General features: G+C 67.6%; 6 protein-coding genes and 1 pseudogene. 6 read left to right on the plus strand and 1 reads right to left on the minus strand.

The features are described from left to right. The 6 genes from I0Q12_RS33170 to I0Q12_RS18085 all read left to right on the plus strand — a co-directional run. Positions 1-257 (plus strand): LmeA family phospholipid-binding protein (locus I0Q12_RS33170; protein ID WP_231610942.1); only part of this gene is annotated, 257 nt, incomplete at its 5' end. Continuing rightward, entirely contained in the window at positions 254-718 is a 465-nt protein-coding gene (locus tag I0Q12_RS18070; RefSeq protein ID WP_197253236.1) for a thioredoxin family protein, read from the plus strand. The genes I0Q12_RS33170 and I0Q12_RS18070, both read left to right, overlap by 4 nt. 22 nt (positions 719-740) lie before the next feature. After that, positions 741-824, plus strand: a complete 84-nt coding sequence (locus I0Q12_RS35130; protein WP_368862557.1) for a putative leader peptide — start codon at positions 741-743, stop codon at positions 822-824. Between the two features lie 138 nt (positions 825-962). Then, on the plus strand, positions 963-1,430 hold the full coding sequence (locus I0Q12_RS18075) for a DUF4395 domain-containing protein (RefSeq protein WP_197253238.1): 468 nt from the start codon (positions 963-965) through the stop codon (positions 1,428-1,430). 44 nt (positions 1,431-1,474) lie between these two features. Further along, positions 1,475-2,308: a sulfurtransferase gene (locus I0Q12_RS18080; RefSeq protein WP_197253241.1), complete on the plus strand. Its 834-nt coding sequence runs from the start codon at positions 1,475-1,477 to the stop codon at positions 2,306-2,308. A gap of 5 nt (positions 2,309-2,313) precedes the next feature. Then, positions 2,314-2,619: a DUF1416 domain-containing protein gene (locus I0Q12_RS18085; RefSeq protein WP_197253243.1), complete on the plus strand. Its 306-nt coding sequence runs from the start codon at positions 2,314-2,316 to the stop codon at positions 2,617-2,619. A gap of 63 nt (positions 2,620-2,682) precedes the next feature. Here I0Q12_RS18085 and I0Q12_RS33175 read toward each other — a convergent pair. Next, positions 2,683-3,295, minus strand: a pseudogene (locus tag I0Q12_RS33175) (cutinase); the annotation flags it as partial.

The following is a 3,295-nucleotide window of genomic DNA, read 5'->3' on the forward strand; positions in this document are numbered from 1 at the left end:
CCGATCTGCTGCTCGACGACGACAGCGTCCGCATCGTCGCCTCGGATCTGTACTTCGGACCGGAGGGCAACGCCGACTTCACGGTGCCCGATCCGCTGAAGCCCGTCGTGCTCGGTCTGTTCACCACCACGATCGAACCGCAGGATCTGCCGTTCGGTGTGTATCCGACGTCGGTGGAGGCGCGCGGCTCGCAGATCGTCATCGAGGGTGAAGCCCGCGATACCGTCATCGACCTCGAGGAAGTGCAGCGACTGTGACCGGAATCATCGTTCTTCTCGTGGTCCTCGTCGCCGCCCTCGGGGTGGGCACGGTCCTGCGGTCCCGGTCCGGCGCCGTGCGCGAAGTAGCCGCCGAACCGGACACGGCCGGCGTCGACCCGCTGCTCTCCGCGCTCGGAATCGGTGACGGCCCGGAACCGGTGGTGCTGCACTTCTCCGCACCGTGGTGTGGCCCGTGCAGCGCCGTGCGCCGCGTCGTCACGCAGGTCGTCGACAATTTCGCGGCCACGCAGGACGGCCTGCCGATTCCCCGGGACGTCGAGGTCGATCTCGACGAAAATCCGGAGCTGGCAAGGAAATTGGGAGTTCTGTCGCTACCGACGACGTTCCTGTTCGGCGCGGACGGCACCGAACGGTTCCGGGTTTCGGGAGTTCCGACCGCGGCGGATCTGACATCTGCCCTGGTGCCGTTGCGTGCCCCTGGGGATTTGCTTTCCTGAGAACTTCGCTACACTCCCTGACGTGCATTACCGCCAAGAGCTGATGCTCACCCGACGCCGCGCAGTCGATCTGTGCCGCCTCGGTGGCTGTTGTTGTTCCTGCTGATCACCTCGACCTCGACGTCCATCACCCTCCGGTACGTCACCAGCACACGCCCGATGTGATCGCCCCGCGGTCCACCGACCGCATCCGGCACCTCGATCCCGCTACGCGCGCGCCCTCGAATCCCGCAGGAGCACTCCGATGTCCGTTCCAATTCCACAATCCCGCACCGTCGACCAGGTCGACGTCCGCGGCCCCCGGTTCGCCGCCTGGGTCACCACCGCTGTCCTCGTCGTCGTACTGATCGTCGCGACGTTCTCCGTCCCGGCAGCCGGCGTACTGCTCGCCGCGCAGACCTTGGTGTTCGCACTCGGGGCGGTGTTCGGCCCGCGCCGTAGCCCATACGGACTGCTCTACGCGACGCTGATCGCGCCGCGTCTGGGAGCACCGACCGAAACCGAACCCGTGCCGCCGCTGCGTTTCGCGCAGTTCGTCGGTTTCGTGTTCGCCGCCGTCGGTACCGTCGGGTTCCTCGCCGGAGCCGTCGTGGTCGGATCCGTCGCCACCGGGTTCGCACTGTTCGCCGCGCTGCTCAACGCAGCGTTCGGCCTGTGCCTCGGCTGCCGGATCTACCCGCTGGTGACGCGACTGCGCCCCGCGTCCACCTGACCCGCCCCCACCGACTTCCTCAGTCACCACCGAAAGGAATATCCATGGCTCGCTCCGACGTCCTGGTCTCTGCAGACTGGGCCGAGCAGAACCTCAACGCGCCGAAGACCGTCTTCATCGAGGTCGACGAGGACACCACCGCCTACGACGGTGGCCACATCCCCGGCGCGATCAAGCTCGACTGGCGCAAGGACCTGCAGGACGGCGTGCGCCGCGACTTCCTGAACCAGGAGCAGTTCTCCGAGCTGCTGTCCGCCAAGGGCGTCGCCAACGACGACACCGTCGTGCTGTACGGCGGCAACAACAACTGGTTCGCGGCCTACGCGTACTGGTACTTCAAGCTGTACGGCCACCAGGACATCAAGCTGATCGACGGCGGCCGCAAGAAGTGGGAGCTCGACGGTCGTGAGCTGTCGAAGGAGCCCGTCACCCGCCCGGCCACCGAGTACAAGGCCGCCACGCCGGACACCTCGATCCGCGCGTTCCGCGACGACGTGATCGCCGCGATCGGCAAGGCCAACCTGGTCGACGTGCGCTCCCCCGACGAGTACTCCGGCAAGATCCTCGCGCCGGCGCACCTCCCGCAGGAGCAGGCGCAGCAGCGCGGCCACGTCCCCGGTGCCATCAACATCCCGTGGAGCACCACCGCCAACGAGGACGGCACCTTCAAGTCCGACGAGGACCTTGCAAAGCTGTACGCGGACAAGGGATTCGACGACTCCAAGGAGACCATCGCCTACTGCCGCATCGGCGAGCGCTCGAGCCACACCTGGTTCGTGCTGCAGGAGATCCTCGGCAAGAAGAACGTCAAGAACTACGACGGCAGCTGGGTCGAGTACGGCTCGCTGGTCGGCGCACCGATCGAGTTGGGAGCGTAAGAAACATGTGCGGAGCACCCGTTCAGAGCCAGAGCCTGCCTGCCGGCGTCGACGTCGAGAAGGAAACGGTCATCACCGGCCGGGTCCTCGACGCAGACGGCCAGCCCGTCGGCGGTGCATTCGTGCGCCTGCTCGACGGCACCGATGAGTTCACCGCCGAGGTCGTCGCCTCCGCGACCGGCGACTTCCGCTTCTTCGCCGCGCCCGGCACCTGGAAGGTCCGTGCACTCTCGAGCGTCGGGAACGGCGACTCCACCATCAGCCCGACCGCGGCCGGTGTGCACAACGTCGACGTGACCGTCGCCAAGTAACAAGCACCGACACAGCGAAGGGGCCCGTTCCGTATCGGAACGGGCCCCTTCGCTCGGTTCGCGTCAGTTGCCGGCCGGATCCCGGTCCCGCTCGGCGCGGGCAAGCTCGTCCCCGCGCTCGGCGCGGGCGAGCTCGTCCCCGCGCTCGGCGCGGGCGAGCTCACTGATCCAGTCGACGATCTTCTCGCTCTCCCAGTACCACGGGTCGTTCGGGTTGTTGTTCCAGTACGCGATGTGCTGGAACAACGCGAGGAAGATGTACGGCTTCAGGACGAGATCGACCACGCCGCTGTTGTCCTCGACGAAACCGGCGCCCTCGGCGCGCAGCTTCTCCTGGACGACCGGCATTCCGGGGCCCATGGCCCAGTCCAGCAGCTCCCGGCGCCGCTCGGGGCCGCGGTCCTCGCCGGGCACCCGGCGGCTCTGGTCCGCGACCGTGCGCAGGACGTCGAGCAGCGATTCGTCGGACTGCCACCAGTCCTCGTCGGAGACGATGTGCGCGGCCGCGCGGGCCGCCATCGCGGAGATCACCCGCTCACCGTCGGTGATCGTCTGCAGGGGGTTCGCGAGGGTGAAACGCATCTGCCCGAGGACGCCGAGCGCCAGTTCGAGGATCGCGATGTCCTCGGGGGCGTCGCACGCGATGTCGTAGGGGCGGCAGGAGTACCGGACGCGG

Source organism: Rhodococcus sp. CX (genome assembly GCF_015865005.1).
In the GTDB taxonomy this organism is placed as follows: Bacteria; Actinomycetota; Actinomycetes; order Mycobacteriales; family Mycobacteriaceae; genus Rhodococcus.